General features: G+C 61.5%; 17 protein-coding genes. 11 read left to right on the forward strand and 6 right to left on the reverse strand.

What is annotated here, in order from left to right; translation table 11 throughout:
• Positions 1–18: 18 nt before the first annotated feature.
• Together U5760_RS14645 and phnA are read right to left on the reverse strand one after the other, a co-directional pair.
• A complete protein-coding gene (locus tag U5760_RS14645) occupies positions 19–1,308 on the reverse strand; it encodes an MFS transporter (RefSeq protein ID WP_322012699.1) in 1,290 nt (429 codons plus the stop codon).
• 52 nt (positions 1,309–1,360) lie between these two features.
• Entirely contained in the window at positions 1,361–2,590 is a 1,230-nt protein-coding gene (gene phnA / locus U5760_RS14650; protein WP_322012700.1) for a phosphonoacetate hydrolase, read from the reverse strand.
• A 105-nt stretch (positions 2,591–2,695) separates the two neighbouring features.
• Between phnA and U5760_RS14655 the strand changes: the two genes are divergently transcribed.
• Positions 2,696–3,586: a LysR substrate-binding domain-containing protein gene (locus U5760_RS14655; protein WP_322012701.1), complete on the forward strand. Its 891-nt coding sequence runs from the start codon at positions 2,696–2,698 to the stop codon at positions 3,584–3,586.
• A gap of 542 nt (positions 3,587–4,128) precedes the next feature.
• A complete protein-coding gene (locus tag U5760_RS14660) occupies positions 4,129–4,566 on the forward strand; it encodes a 3-keto-5-aminohexanoate cleavage protein (RefSeq protein WP_322012702.1) in 438 nt (145 codons plus the stop codon).
• Positions 4,567–4,746: 180 nt separating this feature from the next.
• Here U5760_RS14660 and U5760_RS14665 read toward each other — a convergent pair whose 3' ends face one another.
• Positions 4,747–5,229 (reverse strand): hypothetical protein, encoded by a 483-nt coding sequence (locus U5760_RS14665; RefSeq protein WP_322012703.1) that lies wholly within the window; start codon positions 5,227–5,229, stop codon positions 4,747–4,749.
• A gap of 633 nt (positions 5,230–5,862) precedes the next feature.
• Between U5760_RS14665 and U5760_RS14670 the strand changes: the two genes are divergently transcribed.
• Positions 5,863–6,594, forward strand: a complete 732-nt coding sequence (locus U5760_RS14670) for an H-NS family nucleoid-associated regulatory protein (RefSeq protein WP_322012704.1) — start codon at positions 5,863–5,865, stop codon at positions 6,592–6,594.
• Positions 6,595–7,089: 495 nt separating this feature from the next.
• On the opposite strand, the gene U5760_RS14675 is transcribed toward U5760_RS14670, so the two are convergent.
• A complete protein-coding gene (locus U5760_RS14675) occupies positions 7,090–8,121 on the reverse strand; it encodes an alpha/beta hydrolase (protein WP_322012705.1) in 1,032 nt (343 codons plus the stop codon).
• Positions 8,122–8,485: 364 nt separating this feature from the next.
• Here U5760_RS14675 and U5760_RS14680 point away from each other — a divergent pair, with 364 nt between their 5' ends.
• The 3 genes from U5760_RS14680 (at position 8,486) to U5760_RS14690 (ending at position 11,585) form a co-directional block, all read left to right on the forward strand.
• A complete protein-coding gene (locus U5760_RS14680; protein ID WP_322012706.1) occupies positions 8,486–10,414 on the forward strand; it encodes an ATP-binding protein in 1,929 nt (642 codons plus the stop codon).
• A 13-nt stretch (positions 10,415–10,427) separates the two neighbouring features.
• Entirely contained in the window at positions 10,428–10,859 is a 432-nt protein-coding gene (locus U5760_RS14685) for a response regulator transcription factor (protein WP_322012707.1), read from the forward strand.
• 69 nt (positions 10,860–10,928) lie between these two features.
• Positions 10,929–11,585 (forward strand): response regulator transcription factor, encoded by a 657-nt coding sequence (locus U5760_RS14690; protein ID WP_322012708.1) that lies wholly within the window; start codon positions 10,929–10,931, stop codon positions 11,583–11,585.
• 93 nt (positions 11,586–11,678) lie between these two features.
• Here U5760_RS14690 and U5760_RS14695 read toward each other — a convergent pair whose 3' ends face one another.
• Positions 11,679–12,725, reverse strand: coding sequence for a LacI family DNA-binding transcriptional regulator (locus U5760_RS14695; RefSeq protein ID WP_322012709.1), 1,047 nt, complete (start codon positions 12,723–12,725; stop codon positions 11,679–11,681).
• A 189-nt stretch (positions 12,726–12,914) separates the two neighbouring features.
• Here U5760_RS14695 and hisD point away from each other — a divergent pair, with 189 nt between their 5' ends.
• Positions 12,915–14,234 (forward strand): histidinol dehydrogenase, encoded by a 1,320-nt coding sequence (hisD, locus tag U5760_RS14700; RefSeq protein ID WP_322012710.1) that lies wholly within the window; start codon positions 12,915–12,917, stop codon positions 14,232–14,234.
• 117 nt (positions 14,235–14,351) lie between these two features.
• On the opposite strand, the gene U5760_RS14705 is transcribed toward hisD, so the two are convergent.
• Positions 14,352–15,026 carry a 4-hydroxythreonine-4-phosphate dehydrogenase gene (locus tag U5760_RS14705; protein ID WP_322012711.1) on the reverse strand — a complete coding sequence of 225 codons (675 nt, stop codon included), beginning with the start codon at positions 15,024–15,026 and terminating at the stop codon, positions 14,352–14,354.
• A 430-nt stretch (positions 15,027–15,456) separates the two neighbouring features.
• Here U5760_RS14705 and U5760_RS14710 point away from each other — a divergent pair, with 430 nt between their 5' ends.
• From U5760_RS14710 to U5760_RS14725, 4 genes are all read left to right on the forward strand, one after another.
• On the forward strand, positions 15,457–16,707 hold the full coding sequence (locus U5760_RS14710; protein ID WP_322012712.1) for an ester cyclase: 1,251 nt from the start codon (positions 15,457–15,459) through the stop codon (positions 16,705–16,707).
• A 133-nt stretch (positions 16,708–16,840) separates the two neighbouring features.
• Positions 16,841–18,085: an ABC transporter substrate-binding protein gene (locus U5760_RS14715; protein ID WP_322012714.1), complete on the forward strand. Its 1,245-nt coding sequence runs from the start codon at positions 16,841–16,843 to the stop codon at positions 18,083–18,085.
• A gap of 56 nt (positions 18,086–18,141) precedes the next feature.
• Complete coding sequence (locus tag U5760_RS14720; protein ID WP_322012715.1) at positions 18,142–19,170, forward strand: sugar ABC transporter permease; 1,029 nt, start codon at positions 18,142–18,144, stop codon at positions 19,168–19,170.
• Between the two features lie 10 nt (positions 19,171–19,180).
• Positions 19,181–20,062, forward strand: coding sequence for a carbohydrate ABC transporter permease (locus U5760_RS14725; RefSeq protein WP_322012716.1), 882 nt, complete (start codon positions 19,181–19,183; stop codon positions 20,060–20,062).
• Positions 20,063–20,068: the final 6 nt, after the last annotated feature.

Here is a 20,068-nt window from a genome sequence, read left to right on the forward strand (position 1 = left end):
ATTCGTCAACCTAACTATTCAGCGCTTGATCAATATCGAAAGCGCTGCGCTCGCAGCGCAAAGTGTGGCAACGATCGGAAAGATCACTGATGTATGACCCGTCTTGTCGATGATATGGCCGACTAACGGCTCCCCGATACCCGCGAACATGTACGACATAGTGTTGAGCACCCCCGTTGCGGTCCCTGCGGCACGTCTTCCGAAAATGTCGGGACACAGAGCCCAGAACGAAGATGCGGGCCCAAAGACAAAGAATCCGCACAGAAACAGTAGTGAGATCGCCAGCATGCTGGCATGAGGCACAAATGTCATAAAGACCGCTGTCGTGCAAGCCAGCACCATATACCAGACGATCGCGATATAACGGCGCCCCTGGAATAACGTATCGGAGATCCAGCTGTTTGACAGCGAGCCGAGCGCCATGCCCACCGGCAGCGCAACCGTGACCCACTTGGGGTCGATCAGGGTGGAGGACGTCTGCCAATGCACACCGAGAAAATGGACCGGCACCCAGACCACCAGTGCGTATCGCGCTGCGTTTTGAAAGCCGATCGCGAGCCCCGTGACGTAAAGCCTCCAGTTCCTCATTACGAGCCCATAACGCTGCGCGCTCGTCAGTTCTTCGTCTGGTTCTGCAGGCGATGTTGCTTCGCACGCTTGATCGACAGCGCCCAGATCTCGTGGCTCGGGCCGCTCGGCGACGAATAGCAGCAGGACCAGCGCGCCGAGCAGCATGGAGAGCGGCGCCAGACGAAAGATCCAGACCCAGCCGAGTTGCATCGCACCGAGAATGACTACCGGGAAAATGTACGCAAGTACCGACGAAAAACCCGAGAAGCCCACATAGACGCCATAGACAAACCCACGGTGTTCGTGGCCCCACCAGTTGGACAACAGGCGGCTGCCCGGGGCGAATCCCATCGACTGAAAATAGCCGTTGAGTCCCCACGCCAGCAAAAAGAACACGAATGTATGGCCAAAACTGAACAACCAGTTTGCCGCCAGCGAGAGAACTGCTCCGGCGAGCATCATGGTCTTGCCGCCTAGCTTGTCGCCCAGATTGCCGTTGATGAACTGGCCGCCTGCATAGCACCAGAGCATCGTCGCGCTGATCCAGCCGATCTCGTACTTCGACAGACCGTAGTCGTGCTGAATACCGGCGACCGCAAAACCCAGCGTCTGCCGGCCGGTGTAATAGAAAAGATAGCAAAGGGTCACACCTATCAAGGCACGCCACTTGTATTGCGCGAAATCAGCGGCCGCGTTGAAGGATGCATATTGCAAGGCTTCAGGGGTATCCGGGGGCATTGCTGTCTCCATATGGCGCGCGGTCTTTGCCGCGCTAGCCATTTATCCACTATCAGGCGAGGTGATTGAGTGCGAGATCGATGACGTCGAAATTGCGCAGGCGCCGCGTGTCGTCGACGCCCTTGAGTTTTCGGTTGAAAATGAGCGGCACCTTCTGTTCAGAGAGGCCGCCGTGAGAGCGCAGTGGGACGGTGAGCCCGGACAGGTCGTGTTTCCCGGCGGCGCTGCCGAGTGCCGTGAGTCGTTCGCCGAGCACCACGAGATTGCCGATCCGGTCTGGCGGAAGTTCGAATCGCTCGCTCGCCTGCGAGCGGGTCAGGACTTCCTCGACGCCATTGATCGACGCAATGAACGCCATCACGGCGCGCTGCCGTGCGTCGTCGACATCGTGCAGATAGATCGTGGCGTAGGAGCCGAGCGCGCCGTGATGAACGACATACGGATCGGTGATCGGCAGGATGACGCGTGTGCTTTGCGCACCGAACTGCGCATCGAGCCGGTCTTGCAGGAACACGATGTTGGGGCGTCCAATGGCGTTGGTTTTCGCGTTCATGCCGTGATCGGCAGTGAGCGCCAGCACGGCGCCCTCGCCGTGCATCCGCTGCAGGTAGCAGTCCATCATCGAGTAGAAAGCGTTCGCCTCCGCGGTACCTGGCGCGTGCTTGTGCTGCACGTAGTCCGTGGTGGACAGGTACATCAGGTCCGGGCGCTCTTCCCGCAGAATGGCAAGGCCAGCGGCAAATACGAATTCCGATAGTTCCGCGCTGTACACCGACGGCACGGGCATGCCGACCCGCGACAGGACGTTGTCGATGCCGTGCTGCCGGAGCGTCGCCTCATCGGCTTTCTCGGCCGAAAAACAAATACCTTCCAGCCGATGGCCGAGCAAACTGCGCAGCTTGTCCTTCGCGGTAACGACGGCGACGCGGCCACCCGCACGTGCCATTTCCGCAAGAATGGTAGGGGCGCGCAGGTATTTGGCATCGTTCATCAGTACTTCAGCCTGGGCCTCTTCGTCAAAAAAGAAGTTGCCGCAAATGCCATGAACCGACGGTGGCGCACCGGTGACGATCGAGAGGTTGTTCGGGTTAGTGAACGACGGCATGACACAGTCGCCCGCCAGCACGGTGCCAATCGAGCGCAGGCTACCCAGAAATGGCGCCACGCCGGCCAGGACCGCCTGGTTGATGTATTCCTGTTCGCAGCCGTCGATGCACACCACGATCGTCGGTGCAGAAGGCCATTGATAGGTCCGGGAGTTGACGTTGATCTGCCGGGTCATGGTGTACCTCTTTGGGTTGCGTGAGTGGGACGAGATCAGCGTATGATGTTTAATTCATTCACACAATCGACAAAATTTTCCACAACCCGTTAAATAAACTCACGCATGCGATCGAAGCTTCCTCCCCTGAACGCACTGCGCGTGTTCGAGGTCGCCGCGCGCGCAGGCAGTTATTCCGCGGCTGCGCGCGAGTTGAACCTGACGCACGGCGCGGTGAGCCGCCATATCGCCAATCTTGAAGACTGGCTGGGCCAACCGCTGTTCGTGCGCGAGGGGCAGAGCATGGTCGCGTCTGGGCATGCGCGCGCGTTTGCCCGCGAAATCAGCGCGGCCTTCGACCATATCGCGGATGGGGCGGAGCGTTATGGCAAGAGCCCGCACCAGAAGGTGATTCGGGTCAGCGCGGCGGCGACCGTCGCGATGCGCTGGCTGATCCCACGTCTGCCGTTGTTCACGGCGAACCGGCCGGGCGTCGATGTGCGCGTGTCCACGACGCTGTCTACGGATTCTGCGCTGCGTGGCAGTTTCGATCTGGCCATTCGCCGGGAGGTGCCGGCCGACGGGCAGTTTCAGGTATGGCCGCTATTCGAGGAGCGCAACACGGTGATCGCGAGCCCGGCGTTGATTGCTCGGACAGGGATGGCGACGATTGAGCAGCTTGCTGAGCAAACATGGCTTACCACGGAAACGCGTCCGAGGGATTGGGAAGAATGGACGGAAGCGGTGGGCCGACCCGCGCTTAGAGCGAGTCGCACGTTACGATTCGATCACTTCTTTGTGACTTTGCAGGCGATCGCAGATGGTCTGGGTTTCGGTATCGGACCATTTCCGACGCTCGAAGTCGATTGTGTCGCGCAACGCCTGCAGAAGCCGTTTCCCGATATGACCTCCAGGGGAGCTACCTACTATGCGTTAGTGCCACTCGATGCAGACAAGCCGGCGCATATGCGGGATTTTGTCGACTGGTTGCGAGCGGAGGGGGGGCTTTCTGCATGATGATCCGCTTTTTCTCATACGCGCGTGCAGATCTTTTCTCCTGAAAGGTGAATCCTCGCTCCACTGACCATGAGGAACGATCGGCGATTGTCGGAAGGTCGCGAGTTACCCTGAGGCGGTCGGCCGCACTCGACGGAGGAGGCCGTGTGGAAGCAATCCTTATGTCCAGGCTGAGAACAAGCTGTCCATCAGCCATACGAGAATGGTGTACTTCTTCGCGCCGCACCAGCAGGGCTTAAGTCCTCATCGCTGTGACCGAGGGTTTCGTTCCGGCGATTTCGATCTCCCGCTTGAAATCGTGTGCCAAGGCATTCAGGTTCATCTCGGTACGAGACGCTCGATAGTGTCTGGTCACGAACCGCGTAGCTCCTATGCAGAAATCGAGTGGCCCCGAATGGGGGCTCGACGTCCGGGGGCCGTAGTTTTGCGGCATCAGAAAGCAGCCGATGTATCCGCGTGCCGCACGTTCGGCAATACCGCAGTTGACCAGGTGGAGGGTAAGCTCGAATGTCTACCTTAATACTACGCGTACGCTGCGCGCGATGGCAAAGCGCTTCCAGGATCTGGGCGTCAAGCCGGAGCTGGAAGTTTTCAGTGCGGGCGACATCCTCTTCGGTAACTCACTGATCGCCGATGGACTGATTGACGGCGTGCCGTTGTTCCAAATGGTTCTCGGTGTGCTGTGGGGGGCTCCCGCGACGCCTGAGACGCTGATTTATCAGCGTGGTTTGATTCCCCAAAACGCCCAATGGGCCGCGTTCGGTATTGCTCGGTATCAAATGCCGATGGTTGCGCAGGCCGCATTGTTGGGTGGGAATATTCGGGTGGGACTGGAAGACAACTTGTACCTAAGCCGTGGGGTGTTTGCCACAAATGGCCAACTGGTTGAGCGTGCGTGCAGCATCGTTGAGAATATCGGGATGTCGATCGCGACGCCTGCCGAGGCTCGCGAAATCATGGGTCTGAGAATCCCTCGTTGAGCTTGTTGGGATTGTCCCGCAGTGCCCGCTCGCTGCTGAACCCGAACGGCTCGTGCTGGTGGCGGCCGGAGTATCGCTTTGTTGAGGAAAAGAAGCTCATTTCGTTCGGAGCTTACTCCGACGGCTCTCTCAAAGATGTCTGTGCTCGGCGCGACGAGGCACGCGAGATACTCGCTACAGCTACAGGTCGTGGGAAGGCACAGAAGACAGCCGGCAAAGATCGAGCGGCGAATAGCTCTCAGGTGATCGTGCGCGAATGGTTTGAGTTGGCGAGCGGTAAATGGGAGGCAGATTGCGTGAAGCTGATATTGCGCCGCTTTGAGCATGAATTGATTTTTGCTTGATGCGGACTCTTGCGAGCGGCGGCCCACCACGAGAAGAAATACTTCGCACCGTCAGTGAACCGCACTGGGCGGTAAATCGAGGTTGACCAATAAGTCGAGCCATGATTGTGGTCGCTTCTCTCCGGTCACCCCGCAGCATCTCGGCTCGTCTCTCATCCAGGCTGGCGCGATACGAGATGGCTGCAGCGGAATAAAGGTGGTTGTAGGCGACAAAGAGCGTGAAGAATCGATCGAAAAGATCCTCCAGGTTGCCGGATCGATAGGAGTCCGCCTTCTCGATCCAGCGATCGCAGAATCTGCCAATTGCGTAAATATCCATCTGGTGCTCTCGGAAGTCGTGAAGGCATCATAACAAGCATTGTCGTTCGCGGAGAATAGGTCGCTCGGGGAAGAATGGGCAATGGCCGGTCCAGGAGTGATGCTTTTGTCAGCGTGTTCAGGGTTAATAACACGCGTGATATGAGACACCCCTGGCACATTTCGGCGCTCAGCACCGCGCCGGATATCCTGGTCGCTCGAAGGTCTGCGATGTTCCATTGCGGCGATGCTCTGATTTTTCCAGGCGCGGGCAAGCGGGTGTGGCATCGACCTTGTCGGCACTGAGGTGTCTACGGCCCGTGACGTGAACCGGCGCGACCGATCTGGAAGCACTGCATGTCCATCTAATCCGGTATCACGCGGCAACAGCGATTCCCCGGATACGCCATCAGCGATCGTAGCCCGTCCAGGCACGATCGATCCCAGCATTCTTGAGATGAATCATGGTAGCGTTTAGAACTAGTCCGCAATAATTGAACCCCTTTAAGGTAGCGGCATCGACTGGCTTTGATCGGATCGCACTGGATAGCATCCGACGGTATCAAGTGTTACGTCCGACGCTTTCACCACCGCACTAACATCCCGGTGGCTCGGTGTGGCATAGTTCGGGCATTGCTACAACGATGGGGGAGTGATGGCTACGCTAGAAAATATCCAGGCAAAGATTGTTCGGCTGCAGGCGGAAGCAGAAGCAATCGTTAAGAAGCAGTCATTGGCCGCTGTTGGCAAGATCGCCGAGTTGATGGAAAAGCATGGTCTGACGTTGGCCGATCTTGAATCGCACCTCGGTGAGAGAAAACGCGGCCGGAAAGTGGCCGGAGTAAAAGCGGCCGGCAAGCGAAATAGTGCAGCAAAGTACGTTGATCCGAAGAGCGGAGCGACGTGGACCGGTCACGGTCGTGCACCGGCCTGGATTGCCAACGCCAGGAACCGAAACAGATTTTTAATTGATGCCAGTGCGCAGCAGCCGGCGAGCGCTGGAGAAAGGGCAAGCAAACCCGGGAACTATGTCCGCGGGCCGCAGATGCCGAAATATCGCGATCCAGAAACGGGTGCAACGTGGAGCGGACGAGGCCGTGCACCGGCGTGGCTGGCGGAGGCCAAGGACAGGGCTGTATTTCTGATTGAAGGCAACGGCAAGGCGGCGCCGAAGGCGACGACCGCGAGGAAGTCCACAGCGAAGAAGACGGCTGCGAAAAAACTCGTAACCAGAAAAGCCATGGCCGGAACAGCGGTGGCCGGGGCCGTTCCCACAGGAAAGCGTGCGGCGAAGCCGAGGAATTCGACTGCGAAGAAGACTGCGTCCAGGAAAGCGCCGGCAAAGACGGAAGACAAAGCTGTAGCGAGCGCAGAAGCACCGAACTAAGCGACGGTCGGCGCGCCGGCCGCGCGGAACCACCGGTAACGGCGTAGTGTCATTTGGTCGTTGCGAAATTGAGACATCGGGACGAGGCCACCAGGGGCGCGGGAGAGGAGCGGGCGGTATTTTTTCGCGGGTCTCTCGGTCCATTCTGTTCCGCCGTCCGCAGGGGGTAGATCTAGGGGTAGCCAAACATCATCGAATCGGGAATTCCTTGCGGGGCGGGCCTCAGCGGCTGGCATGTGAACCCGACCCGGTCCACCATTTGTTATTCCTTCAAGTTCCGGGGCGTTCTATCCGCGTCCTCGAAACCCTTTATGGGCGGGCTCCTTAGCCCATATCCTGTTCCCCGAATTGCTATCAGAGTCCGTTGACTTCCTGCGTTTGGCGGTAACTCTAAATATCGTCAGAGCCGTCCCGGCCAATCTGCGAAACGACAACTGCCTGATGGTGCAAGCGACCCGGGGCATCAAGGTTGCACCGGGTCGTTCTTTCCGACTCCTACTGACCGATATGCGCGCGGATCCCGTCGCTGATCTGTTGGAGCGCGGCCTCCGTTGAGGGGACATGACGCAATGCGTTGAGCAGCACGAAGTCGTGAATCGTCCCGTTGTAGCGGACCGCGGCCACCACGTTGCCGGACTCCTTCAGCTTTCGGGCGTACGCTTCGCCTTCGTCGCGCAGCGGGTCGTTCTCGGCCGTCACGACGAGTGCCGGCGGGAGACCCTTCAGTTCGTCGGCGCTGGCGCGCAGCGGCGAGACATATGGGTTGTCACGCGTCTTCGCGTCGGGCGCGTACAAATCCCAGCCGTACTGCATGAACGAGCGGGAGAGGAAGCGATCCGTACCATACTGATGATAGGAGTCCGTATCGACGCTCGCGTCGGTGGCCGGAATCAGCAGTGCCTGGTAGCTGATCTTCGGGCCCTGGCGATCCTTTGCCATCAGTGCGAGCGCCGCGGCCATGTCGCCGCCTACCGAATTGCCTGCGACCGCGATCCGGCTACCGTCGGCACCGAAATCGGCGGCGTGCTCCGAGATCCACTGAAGTGTCGCGTACGACTGGTCAAGCTGGGTGGGGAATTTCGCCTCCGGCAGCGGCGTGTAGTCGACGAACACACCGATCTGCCCTGACTTGACCACGAGGTCACGCAGCAGCCGCTGGTGATTCGCGAAATTGCCGACGATCCACACACCTCCGTGAATGAACAGCAGCACGCCGGGCTTGCCCTGCACGTGGTCGGGCTTCATGACATAGACCTTGAACGAATGGCCGTCGGCGCTCATCGTGTGTTCGGTGGTCGTGACGCCCGACAGGTCGACAGGTGTCTTGTTCTGCAGACCGGTCAGGATATCCTGCGGTTGCGGTTGCGGCAGTTTCCAGAATTCGCTGCTGTCTTTGTTGATGTCGACGAGAAACGAGCGCACCTGCGGGTCGAGGTGGGGATCGGTGGCGACGTCTTGTGCGATTGCTGCCTGGCTCATGATGGTGGCTCCTGCGAGAGTAGTGGCGAGTTTGGCGAGGTGTTTCATGATGCTGGCTCCTGAACGGTAATGAGACGATCTGAAAGGTTGGGTACACGGTTCGATGCTCTGATCGCGTCGCGGAACCGTATCCTGTTGCCTGGTGTCCGGTGCTGCGATGGATGCAAAGTTACCCGCCCCGGAGGCTTCCGGAAATTCATGCCTAGGTATGAGAGAGACTTTCGTGGGATCCGGGAGGCACTCCATGTCCCTGACTGGAAAGGAGAAGCCGGCAAGTTCGGGGAGGGGCGCCGACGCGCCTCATACCAAAGTAGGGGGGGGCAGCACGACGCGTTTTGTAGTCGCTACAATCGTTCACGTCGATGTGAGATCGACCTTCCCGTAACGCACTGACTGACCGGACACGTCTTTTATGATTGGCAGAAGAATAGTGATCGGGGCCTCGGCGGGTCTCGCATTGGCGATTGTGGCCGGCATCGAACTCGCGATCTGCGCATGGGATACGCTGGCGCCGTTCGACGGCGCAATCCCGGTGCTATATCTCGCGGTGATATTGCTTGTCGCGCCGTTTGGCCGGCGCTACGTGCTCGTGGCAGGCGCAGTGACTGCTGCGCTTGCGACACAGTCGTTTGTCATGGGGCGTCTGGACGGGGGGGCGGGTAGTGCGTTGCTGCGATACAGCGTCGGCCTTGCGGCGATCGCAATTACGACGCTGCTCTCGCTGCGTGACCGTTTTATCCGGACTACGCTTGGTGAACAGGCCCGAATCCTTGAGTTGACGCACGATACGGTCATCATTCGCGACCCGGACGACGTGATCCTCTACTGGAACGATGGCGCGCAAAAGCTCTATGGCTGGACACGTGAGGAAGCAGTGGGCCGTGTTTGCAGCGATCTGCTCATGTGTGCATTCCCGTCAGCCGAGGTGAGATCGACGCTGCACGCCGACGGCCAATGGTCGGGAGAAATCGTCCGAACCCGTCGCGACGGCACGCGGATCGTGCTGGCGAGTCGCTGGCTCGCGCGCCGGGACCCGACGGGTCGCCCGATCGGTGTGATCGAGTCGAGTGCGGATCTGACCGAACTGCGACGTGCTGATCTCGAGCGACGTGTGTCTGAGCAGCGCTACCGGACCCTGTTCGATCTTGCCGGCTTTGCCGCCTGGGAGTCCGACTGGTCCACGACATTGCAGATTGCTGCCGATGGCTTGCCGCCTCATTTGCCCATCGACGTGTGGCTGGCTGGCCGTCCGGACATCGTGGAGCGTGCGATCGCTGGCGCAGTGGTTCGCAACGGCAACCAGGCGGCGGTCGATCTGTTCGAGACGGGTACGGTCGAGAAGCTGATTGGCTCGAACCCGTGCCGGGCACATCTACCCGAGGCGCGAGCCGGGTTCGCGCGCATCCTCGCAGCACTCACGCGCGGGGCTCATATGGCGGAGAGCGAGACCCGGATCTTGACGCCGAGCGGCCGCGTTGCGGACATCGTTCTGCGAGTGACGCGGTTGCCCGAGGGCGAGCGCGGCTCACATGTGCTCGTGATGGCATTCGACGTAACGGAGCGCAACGAAGCGCGCGCGCGGATTGAACAGGCTTCGGCTGAGCTTGCGCACGCGGCGCGGGTGTCAATGCTCGGCCTGCTGTCGGCGTCGATTGCGCACGAAGTCAATCAGCCCCTGACCGCGATCGTCAACTACGCGAAATCGGGGCAGCGCTGGCTCGGGCGCGCCGACCCGGACCTGGACGAAGTCCAGCGTTGTTTCGAAAAAATCACGTCAAACGGCACCCGCGCGGCCGATGTGATCGGGCGTGTCCGGGCGCTTGCACGCAAGGAGGCTCCCCAGGTCGAGGCTCTTGACGTCACCGACCTCGCCAATGACGCGATGGAGCTGGTCCAGCGCGAAGCGCGAGGCGCCGGCATCACGTTAATGCACACCATCGAGGGTGAGTTGCCGAAGGTCTATGCCGATCGCGTGCAGGTTCAGCAGGTGCTGGTGAACCTCGTGATGAACAGCATCCAGGCGATGCGCGAACCGACCGACCGTGAACGAACGATCCAGATCCGCGCGACGCATCAGGCCGATGGGATGATACAACTCGTGGTGCGGGATTCCGGCCCCGGATTTCCTGATGGCGCGGCGCATGCCTTCGAGCCTTTCTTTACGACCAGGGTGGAGGGAATGGGGATGGGCCTGTCCATTTGCCGTTCTATCATTGAAGCGCAGGGAGGCCAGATTGGGGCCTCGAACAACGGGAGCGAGCCGGGTGCTCAGGTGATATTCACGTTGCCCGCCGTAGGCAACGACCAGGCGCCCCGAGGCCGAAATCAAACCTTGATATGATTGCCGCGTTGAAATGCGCCGCGCTAACATCGGCATCCTGGAATCGCGGATCCGCCGCAATGAGGACGATATCGTGGGTTGCAGCGACTCTTTGATTGGCATCGTCGATGACGATGCAGAGGTGCGGGACAGCATTGGTATGTTGTTTCGGTCGGCGGGGATCGCTATCCGGAGTTTCGACGCAGCCGAATCTCTGCTTGCATCGTCCGAGTTGTCAGCGATGCAATGTGTCATCACGGATCTGCACATGCAAGGCATGGACGGACTCGACCTGCAGCGTGAACTGACGCGACTGGGCTGCAATGTGCCGGTCATACTCATGACCGCCTACCCGACACCAGAGGCGCGTGAGAGGGCGCGGGGGCTGGGTGTCGCACGCTTTGTCTCAAAACCGGCGGATCCTGAATGGCTGCTGGCTGAAGTCGAGGCCCTGCTGGGCGCCTGAACCGGCGCTGGCGTGCTGGCCGCTCATGCCCGCCCGACAGCAACATGACCCTGCCCAATGAGATCCACAATGAACGAACCCCGCTCCCTGTCTGCCGGCGATCTGATCTGCGTCGTCGATGACGATGCAGATGTTCGTGAGTCACTCGACACGCTGCTGCGATCAAACGGCCATCGAGTCCGGACGTTCAGTAATCCCGATGAATTCCTTGAATGCGACGAGGCTGATTCGGCGGCATGCCTGATCCTCGACGTGCGGCTGCGTGGCTTTAACGGCCTCGATTTCCAGCAGGAGTTGGCCGGGAGCGAGGCGGCGTTACCCGTGATTCTGATGAGTGGTCACGGCGACATTCCCATGACCGTGCGCGGTATGCGAGCGGGAGCCATCACGTTCCTGTCGAAGCCATTCGCTGAAGAGGCAATGCTGGCTGCGATTGATGAGGCGATTGCCCGAGGTCGTGAGCAACGCATCATCTCACGTGAAAAGGCGCTGCTGCGCGCGCGCTTCGACAGTCTGACGCCGCGCGAACGCGATGTACTCGGACTCGTGTCGGCGGGGCTGATGAACAAGCAGATAGCTGGTCGCCTCGAACTCAGCGAAATTACCGTCAAGATCCATCGCGGTAATCTGATGAAAAAAATGGCAGCCGATTCGCTTGCCGATCTGGTGTTAATGGCCGAAGCGCTCGGTGTGCGTGAACCCGTTTCGCGCTATGGGCAGAAATAGCGCACTGCTAACTGAGTTCGAGCAGGTGCTGCCGCCATCTTTCAAAACTCGATCGGCTGCTCGTGGATGCACCCTCGCAGAAAAGTCGATGCACTACGCCTCGCGTAACGCCGCCGTCGTGGCGCGGCATACCAGTTGGATCGGCAGCACGTCATGCACCGGAGCCTTCATGCCGCCCGCCTGAATGCGCTCGACCAGGCGGCGCGCCGCCGTGCGCGCCATTGCTTCCACGGGCTGGCGGATCGAGGTGAGGCCGATCAGCGGCGAGCCCGCGAGCGGCATGTCGTCAAAGCCGATCACCGAAAGTTCGCCCGGCACGTCGATGCCGCGCCGCGTGGCGGCTTCCAGCACGCCGAGCGCAATCGTGTCGTTGCCCGCGACGATTGCACTGATGCGCGCGGCTTCGCCGAGCATCGTTAGGGCACTCGAATATCCCGCTTCCGTCGTGTAGTCGCCCCAGACGATCGTTGCCACATCGGCAGGCAAGCCCATCTCGCGCAGTTGCGCGAGTGCGCCTTTCGCGCGGTCCCGGCTCGTCGAGGTGTTCGGCGGCCCCAGCACGAAGCCAATGCTTCGGTGTCCTAGTTTAACAAGATGCTCCACGGCAACGGCGCCCGCGTGAACGTTGTCGATCTCCACCGTGTCCACCGCCACATCGTCGACCGACCGGACCACGAGCACGAGCGGAATGCCGCGCCGCTGCATCTCGCCGACGATCGGCGAATCGAGCGTTGCGGTGGCAAAGATCAGTCCGTCCAGATAGCCGTCGATGAGCGGCCGGAAGGCCAGCAGGTTGTGTGGATCGTTCATCGGATCGATGAAAAGCGTGATGTGGTAGCCGAACTCCTGCAGCGCGTCGTGAAGGTGGGTGAGCAGCACGGTCATGAAACGGTTGTGCAGCGCGCCGACCACGACGCCGATTAGTTTCGTTTCGGACTTTCGCGTGCGCGGCCCCTGGGCAGGGACGCGATAGCCAAGCTCGGACGCCACGGCGAGCACCGCCTGGCGTGTTTCGCTGCTGATCGAAGGCTGGCCCGCGAGCGAGCGCGACACGGTCGAGACCGAGACGCCGAGGCGTTGCGCGATGTCCTCGAGACGGGCTTTCGGCGCGCGAACCTGATTTTTTGCGCGGGTTTGCATAAGCGTGTCTGGAACGCGAAAAGCTCATTATAGAAGCGCTTTGCCGGCATGGGGCGCTCAGGGAAAGTGGGTAGTGTTTGCGTAACTTTTGCAGTGGGATTTGCATTAGGCTCGGAACCCGGGTGCAACGACCGCTTCGAAATCGCGAATGCGAGCCCATCACCGTCACTTTCCGAAAGGACCATCAGCATGGCAATCCAGTACCTCAAGCGCGGGCGCAGTCCCGAAGACAGTTCGCAGGACGCCGCGAAAGTACGCGACACCGTCACGAATATTCTCGCCGACGTCGCCGCGCGCGGCGACGCGGCTGTCGCCGAGCTTTCCCGCAAATTTGATAACTGGTCGCCCGCAAGTTTTCGCCTGTCGCAAGACGAGATCGCGGCATGCGTGCGTGCGCTCTCGCCGGGCCAGCTCGACGACATCAAATTCGCGCAGGCACAGGTGCGCAATTTCGCACAGGTCCAGCGCGAGGCGATTCGCGACGTCGAGGTGGAGACGCTGCCCGGCGTCGTGCTCGGTCACAAGAACATGCCGGTCGATAGCGTGGCGTGCTATGTGCCGGGCGGGAAATTCCCGCTCGTCGCCTCGGCGCACATGGGCGTCGTGACTGCGAAGGTCGCGGGCGTGCCGCGCATCGTCACGGCGTCGCCGCCGGTACAGGGCAGGCCGAATCCGGCCGTCGTCGCAGCGATGCATCTGGGCGGCGCGGACGAGATCTATACGTTCGGAGGCGTGCAGGCGATCGCCGCCATGGCGCTCGGCACGCAGACGATCGATCCGGTGTCGATGGTCGTCGGACCGGGCAACGCGTTCGTCGCCGAGGCCAAGCGGCAGTTGTTCGGCCGCATCGGCATCGACCTGATCGCGGGACCGTCCGAAACACTGGTGATCGCCGACGACAGCGTCGATGCCGAACTGTGCGCAACCGATCTGCTCGGGCAGGCGGAGCACGGCTTCAATACGCCCGCGATCCTGCTCACCAATTCGATGCAGCTTGCGCAGGACACCATCGCCGAGGTCGAACGGCTTCTGGCGATCCTGCCGACTGCGAATACCGCGGGCGTATCGTGGCGCGATTTTGGCGCCGTGATCGTCACGGATACGATCGACGAGATGGTGCAGGAGGCCGATCGTATTGCTTCGGAGCACGTACAGGTGATGACGCGCGATCCCGACTACTTCCTCGCCAACATGAAGAACTACGGCGCATTGTTCCTTGGCGCACGCACCAACGTTGCGTTCGGCGACAAGGTGATCGGCACGAACCATACGCTGCCCACCGGCAAGGCGGCGCGCTATACCGGCGGCCTTTGGGTCGGAAAATTCATCAAGACCTGTACTTACCAGAAGGTGCTGACCGACGAAGCAAGCGCACTGATCGGTTCGTACTGCTCAAGACTGTGCGCGATAGAAGGCATGATTGCGCACGGCGAGCAGGCGAACATCCGCGTACGCCGCTATGGCCATCGCGACGTGCCGTATGCGAGCGCGGTGCCCGTCACGCCCTGAGCCCGGTAGGGCGTTCAAGCCGCCCGCATGCGGGCGGCGATCGCACGGCGTTCGACGATTGCGGTCCTGACGTCGATGCGGTTCGAGGCACGCGTTCGCGCCGCGAACCGCATTGCATCAAGAGGCGCGACTGTCGCGCAGCATTGCCCGAGCCTGCTCGACGGCGGAGGTCTCGCCCGGCACGTAGGTGCAATCGAGCACTGCATTGCCGACCGTGAAAAGATCGGCGCCTGCCGCGCGGATTGCGCGAATGCGCTCCAGTGTACCGATTGAGCCCGATACGATCAGGCCGCCGGGGACGATCACGTCTCGCGCCGCAGCGACGAGTTCCAGCGGGTCGGCGCCGGTCGCGCGATACGCGAGCAGATCGACACCGGCGCAGCCCAGGTCCATGAAGCGCTTGCAGTCGTCCACGATCTGCTGCACCGAGCCTTCGAGGCGTACCGGATGGCCGAGCGGTTTGCCCGCGGCAGGAAAGTATTGCGTCGCGGTGCCGGCCAGAACGGCCTGAATCTCTTCCACGTGCGTGCCGCCGAGCAGGCGCTTCACGCCGAGTTGCGCAGCGAGTTCCGCCGAGCGCAGGCAGTCGTCCTTCGACGCCGACACGATTTCCATGTACGACAAGCCGCCCGCCGCATCGATCGCATCGGCAAGTCCCTGCAACGTCGCGTGCTCGACGCCGACGTCCTTGAAGCCGAAGTGGCGCAGGCCGAGGCTCTGGAATTGCGGGAACAGGTCGAGGCAGTCGGCGACGGTCTTGTCGTTGCGGGTAAGGAACAGCGCGAATTCCATTGAGGCTCCGAAGGTGAAAGGGAGAAACGGCGCAGAGGCGGTCCGCAGGCCCTGCGGGACGCGTCGGGTCCGATCGTAAAAGACCGAACGGAATAAAATTATGACTGAAAACACAAAATATGTGTATATCGATCCGACTCCAGGAGGGGGGCAGGAGACAGGTCGTAAGCGCTTCGGTGCCCGTAGATTCGGGATAGTGCGTGGAAATTGCGATCGATCTGTGCTCGGCTCCAGTGATCATTTTCTTGATTAATTTTGTTCTTGTTGACCGATCGGGCATTTTGCTTGACTATACGGAAATCGGCTGGTTATAGTTTCGCGACGGACGACGCCTCGCTACGAGGCGTGGGACCTCGCCGGCACGACCGGCGAAAAGTGGATCGAGCCGCGCTTGGCCAGGCGCTTTCATGAAGAGACAGGATGCGAGATGATGAGCGAACAGACAGTGAAGAACGAACAGGCCGCCAAGGGTGCGGCAAAGCCGGCGGCCGTCGAGGAGGCGCCCCGTCCGGTGGTGTCGGCGCAGCCGAAACCGGACGCGGCAGCGCACGCGCACAAGGACGAGGCGCGCTCGAAATTCAAGGCGCTTTCGTCGCAGCACATGCCGAAGGATTTTTCGATTTCACTTGATGCCTACCGTCGCGGGGGCACCGATGCATTCCTCGGCCAGGCGCCGAGGCATGCCGTCGCGCAGTCGATGCACGGGTTCGAGCCGACCTACGTCAACATCGTCGACTACATCGTCCGGATCACGCATCAGATCTGGGAAGAGAAGGACATCGGCTATATCTACGACACCTATAGCCACGATTGCGCCGTGTGGGACGACCTCGCGCTGCAGTTCGGCCGCGACAAGATCGTCGCGGACACCATTTCGCTGAACAACGCGTTCCCGGACATCCGCATCGTCGCGGACGAAGTGATCTGGGCCGGCGACGACACGGTCGGCTTCCACACGTCGCATCGCACGCGCATCGTGGGCACGAACACCGGCTATACGCGCTACGGCGAGCCGACCGGCCGTCGCGTGCAGTTCTGGTGCCTCGCGAACTGCGTCGCACGGGACAACGAGATCTTTCACGAGCACGTGGTGTACGACACGGCGTCGGTGGTCCAGCAACTCGGCTACGACGTGGTCGAAACGGCGCGCAAGCTTGCGCAGTCCGACGCCGGCTCGCAGTTGCCGCGGGACTTTCTCGGCAGCGAGCCCAAGCGCATGAGCGGTCAGTCGAAGCCGCCGCGCGTGCCGCTGCCCGCGCATATCGGCGAGAACCCGGAAGAATTCGTGCGGGCCGCGCTGCATACGATCTGGAACCGCCGCAACCTGAGCGCGATCGATCGCGTCTATCACCCCTCGGTGCTCGTGCAGGTGACGGCGGGACGCAATTTCCACGGTCAGGGGCAGTTGCAATCGTTCATCCTGTCGATGCTCGCGATGTTCCCCGACATGCTCTACGCGATCGACGATCTCTACTGGATGGGCAACGCACGCGAGGGCTATCTCGTCGCGATCCGCTGGAGCATGCTCGGCACGCACCGCGGCAACGGCCGCTACGGCGCGCCGACGGGGCGCGAAATCAATCTCTGGGGCATCACGCACTGGGTGATCGAGGACGGCAAGGTCACCAAGGAGTGGACGATGTTCAACGAGTTCGGCGTCCTCATGCAGATCAACAAATAAGACGTCGGCGTGCCGGGTATCGGCGCGCGCGGGCGGGCGATGCGGCCTCGACATGCGCGGCGCCGGTTCGGTAACGCAGCGGCGGGCAGGGCCGGGACACACGGCCGCGCCGCCGCCGGCAGCGGAGACATCCATGAAGAAGGTCCTATCCGTGGCGGGCGCCGCGGCCCTTGCGGCGGCACTCGCCATTCCCCAGAGCGCGCGCGCGGCCTGCGATATTCCGGCGGGCTCGGTGCGCATTCTCGCGAACGACTTCGCGGCGCTGCGCATCATCATCGACGCGGCGCAGACCTGCGCTTCGAACACCGTCAGCGTGACGGCGAACGAAACCACGCAGCACGACAGTCTGCAGGTCCCGGCGTTGCAGATCAGCCCGGCGGCTTATTCGGCGGTGTTCGTCGCCAACAACTCGCTGTTTCCGTTGATGGACAAGGGCCTCATCCGCCCGCTCGACGACCTCGTCGCGAAGTACGGCGCGGACCTGCGGCCCGAGCAGCTCGTGACGGTCGACGGCCACGTGATGGCGATCGCGGTCGATATCAACGCGCAGCATCTGTTCTACCGCGCGGACATCCTGCGGCGCGCGGGCATCGCGCCGCCGACCACTTACGAGGGCATTCTCGCGGCGGCGAAGATCATTCGCGAGAAGGGGCTGATGCAGTATCCGCTTGCCGCAACCGATCAGGCGGGCTGGTACGTTGCCGCCGAGTTCGTGAACATGTATCTCGGCTATGGCGGCGCGTTCTTCAAGCCAGGTACGGCCGAGCCTTCGATCGACAACAGCCGGGGCATTGCGGCGCTGAACATGATGAAGGCGCTCGCCGCCTACATGGCGCCCGACTACACGACCTACAGCGCGGACGAAATGAACAAGGTCTATATGTCCGGCAAGGTCGCGATGATGAACCAGTGGGGCTCGGTGGCCGATACGGTGATCGACCGGCACGGCGCCGCGCCTGAAATCGCGGCCAACACCGTGCTGGCGGCCGCACCGACCGTCGACGGCGGCAGCACGCCTGCGGCCGCGCTCTGGTGGGACGGCTTCGTGATTGCGCGCAACGTGTCCGACGAAGATGCGAAAGCCTCGTTTCTCGCGCTGCTGCACGGCATTCGCACGGAGGTCGCACGCGCGCATCCCGACGACGCCACCTGGCTCGCCGACGGCTATCGCCCCGGCCTCGGCTCGGCCGGCGTGCTCGCGACGGCGCATTTGCGCGCGCAGCCCTATCCGATGGTGCCTTACATGGATCTGCTGCATGCGGCGCTCGGCAGCGAACTGCCGCAGTTTCTGCTCGGCCGCGAGGACGCCGCGACGGCGCTCGCGAATGTCGAGTCCGCCTACATCGCATCGGCACGCGCGAGCGGGTTTCTGCGCTGAACGGCGCGTCGGATGTCGCGCCAGATAATTTGGGTCGGTTCTTAAGGAGACGTGCCGTGCCACGCCGGGCTTTCTTTGCCTTCATGCTGCCATCGCTGGCGGCCATGCTCATATTCATCGCACTGCCAATCGTGTCGGTCGCGGTCCAGTCGTTCTACACCCAGCACGAACAGGTGCTGCTCAAGTCGCAATTTTGCACGCCGTACAGCGGCTGCACGACCGGTGTGCGCGTCGATTCCGAGGCGACCGAGAAGCGCCGCGCGGCACAACCTCTTGGTCACTTCAACGGCTTCGGCACGTATCTCGACCGCAATCATCTCGCGGTCGCGGACATCCGCGCGGCGCTTCACACAAGCGATGGAGCGGGCACCTTCTTCAACCGCCTCTATGCGCTGCCGTTCTACAAGGCGCTGTCGTTTACGCTCGTGTACACCTTCGTCGTGACGCCGCTCGCGATGCTCCTCGGTTTCGCCACCGCGCTCGCGATCAACACCATCCGGCCGAAGGCGAAGGGCTTCGTGATTTTCTTCTCGCTGCTGCCGATGATCATCACGCCGCTGATTGGCGCGCTGATCCTCTACTGGATGATCAATCCGCTCGGCATTCTGGGGGCGACGCTGCAGGCCATCACCGGCGATCCGCAACTGGCGCTGAGTTCGTCCGCGCCGCTCACGTGGCTCGCGCTGCTCACCTACGGCGTATGGACCAATGCGCCGTTCTCTTTCATCGTGTTCTATGCGGGGCTCCAGACGGTGCCGCTCGATACGCTCGAAGCGACCATGATCGACGGCGCGAGCCGCTGGCAGCGCATCCGCTACGTGGTGATTCCGCATCTGTGGTCGCTCGCGACCTTCATTGCACTCGTGCAGTTGATGGACAACTTCCGCGTGTTCGAACCCGTGGTCGGTATGAGCGCGCAGGCCAACGCCACTTCGCTGAGCTGGAACGTGTTTCACGATCTGCAGGGGCAGGCAGATCAGCAGTTCGGTTCGGCGGCGGCGACCTCCGTGCTCACGATCATCGGCGTGATGATCCTGCTCATGCCGGTGCTCGTGCGCACGTGGCGCGATTTCAACCGTAAATAGGAGACCCAGGATGTCAACCAGCACTCGCAAGCGCCCCTGGGGCCTCAACGCACTGTCCACCGGTTTCGTCGTTCTGTGGGTGTTCGTCGCGGCCTTTCCGTTCGTGTGGACGGTGTGGGGCTCGTTCAAGGTCGAGGCCGACTTCTTCTCGCGCACCACCTGGTGGAACGCGATCTGGGGCGTGAAGACGCTCGCGCAGACAGGGCATGCGTTCACCGGTGCGGGCTATTACGGCGCGTGGGTCGTGCGCGACTTCTGGCAGCAGGCCATCAACACGACGATCGTGACCGTCTGCGTCGTGGCGATTTCGCTCACGTTCGGCACGCTCGGCGGCTACGCGCTCGCCCGCTCGAATTCGCGCTCGACGTTCTGGATCCTGATGATCGCGCTGGTGTTCCGCGCGATGCCGCCGATCACGCTCGTATCCGGTTATCTGCTGCCGTTCTTCGAGCTCAACGTCTGGGGCCATCTGCCGACGGCGATCATCGTGCTCGTGGCCATCAACCAGCCGTTCACGCTGTGGATGCTGCATTCGTTTTTTCTCTCCATCCCGAAGGATCTCGACGAAAGCGCGATGGTCGATGGATGCACGCGCTTCCAGGCGTTTCGCATGGTCATCATGCCGGTGATGCTGCCGGGGCTCGTCACGACCGGGCTGTTCTCTTTCCTGCTCGCCTATAACGACTTCGCGGTGACCGCGATGCTGCTGAGCCAGGACAACCTGACGATGGTGCCGAAGATTTCAAGCTTTCTCGGCACGGTGCAGACCGAGGGCAACGTCATGTATGCGGTGGCGGCGGTGGTATCGGCGACGGTTCCGCTTTTCATTCTGGTGATGTTTTTTCAACGGCGCATCGTGAGCGGGCTGACCGCGGGCGCCGTCAAGGGTTAAGGGGCA

It is taken from the genome of Paraburkholderia sp. J12 (assembly GCF_905220215.1).
Taxonomy (GTDB): Bacteria; Pseudomonadota; Gammaproteobacteria; order Burkholderiales; family Burkholderiaceae; genus Paraburkholderia.

Bases quoted from the DNA above. Each gene is read 5' to 3' on its own strand.
- U5760_RS14645 (WP_322012699.1), bottom strand. From the start codon at position 1,308: ATGCCCCCGGATACCCCTGAAGCCTTGCAATATGCATCCTTCAACGCG.
- U5760_RS14660 (WP_322012702.1), top strand. From the start codon at position 4,129: ATGGCAAAGCGCTTCCAGGATCTGGGCGTCAAGCCGGAGCTGGAAGTT.
- U5760_RS14685 (WP_322012707.1), top strand. From the start codon at position 10,428: ATGCGCCGCGCTAACATCGGCATCCTGGAATCGCGGATCCGCCGCAAT.
- U5760_RS14705 (WP_322012711.1), bottom strand. From the start codon at position 15,026: ATGGAATTCGCGCTGTTCCTTACCCGCAACGACAAGACCGTCGCCGAC.
- phnA (WP_322012700.1), bottom strand. From the start codon at position 2,590: ATGACCCGGCAGATCAACGTCAACTCCCGGACCTATCAATGGCCTTCT.
- hisD (WP_322012710.1), top strand. From the start codon at position 12,915: ATGGCAATCCAGTACCTCAAGCGCGGGCGCAGTCCCGAAGACAGTTCG.
- U5760_RS14665 (WP_322012703.1), bottom strand. From the start codon at position 5,229: ATGGATATTTACGCAATTGGCAGATTCTGCGATCGCTGGATCGAGAAG.
- U5760_RS14680 (WP_322012706.1), top strand. From the start codon at position 8,486: ATGATTGGCAGAAGAATAGTGATCGGGGCCTCGGCGGGTCTCGCATTG.
- U5760_RS14695 (WP_322012709.1), bottom strand. From the start codon at position 12,725: ATGCAAACCCGCGCAAAAAATCAGGTTCGCGCGCCGAAAGCCCGTCTC.
- U5760_RS14725 (WP_322012716.1), top strand. From the start codon at position 19,181: ATGTCAACCAGCACTCGCAAGCGCCCCTGGGGCCTCAACGCACTGTCC.
- U5760_RS14710 (WP_322012712.1), top strand. From the start codon at position 15,457: ATGAGCGAACAGACAGTGAAGAACGAACAGGCCGCCAAGGGTGCGGCA.
- U5760_RS14715 (WP_322012714.1), top strand. From the start codon at position 16,841: ATGAAGAAGGTCCTATCCGTGGCGGGCGCCGCGGCCCTTGCGGCGGCA.
- U5760_RS14655 (WP_322012701.1), top strand. From the start codon at position 2,696: ATGCGATCGAAGCTTCCTCCCCTGAACGCACTGCGCGTGTTCGAGGTC.
- U5760_RS14675 (WP_322012705.1), bottom strand. From the start codon at position 8,121: ATGAAACACCTCGCCAAACTCGCCACTACTCTCGCAGGAGCCACCATC.
- U5760_RS14690 (WP_322012708.1), top strand. From the start codon at position 10,929: ATGAACGAACCCCGCTCCCTGTCTGCCGGCGATCTGATCTGCGTCGTC.
- U5760_RS14670 (WP_322012704.1), top strand. From the start codon at position 5,863: ATGGCTACGCTAGAAAATATCCAGGCAAAGATTGTTCGGCTGCAGGCG.